Annotated in this window: 1 protein-coding gene; it reads left to right on the top strand. The window is 38.4% G+C overall.

Annotated elements, in window-relative coordinates; translation table 11 throughout:
• Positions 1-406, top strand: a 406-nt coding sequence (locus tag KVT27_RS23800) for an SH3 domain-containing protein (protein WP_217582089.1), incomplete at both ends; no start/stop codon positions are given.

Genomic DNA, 406 nt, shown 5'->3' on the forward strand with positions numbered 1-406 from the left:
TAAAGGCATATGAGGGCGGGAAGGTAACAGTTGATACAAAACCACAAGAACCTGTTAAAAACGTGACAGAGGTTCAAGGGGTAGCTTACATCGATGGGTATAATGTTAACCTTAGAAGTGGACCATCAACAAGCAATGGTGTCATTCGTCAATTAGAAAAGGGAGAATCCTATAAAGTTTTAGGAAAACTAGGAAACTGGTTAAACCTGGGCGGTAACCAGTGGATTTATTACAACCCTTCTTATATTCGTTATAATGGGGAACAGACTTCTTCTGTAGAAGGAAAACGCGCTGTTTCTAAAGTAGATAACCTTAGATTCTATTCTGCTGCTTCCTGGGAAGATAAATATGTTGCCGGAAGTGTAGATAAAGGATTAGGGTTTACAATTATTGATAAAGTAACAAC

Origin of the sequence: Lysinibacillus sp. GbtcB16 (assembly GCF_019091145.1) — a bacterium.
Lineage (GTDB): Bacteria > Bacillota > Bacilli > Bacillales_A > Planococcaceae > Lysinibacillus > Lysinibacillus fusiformis.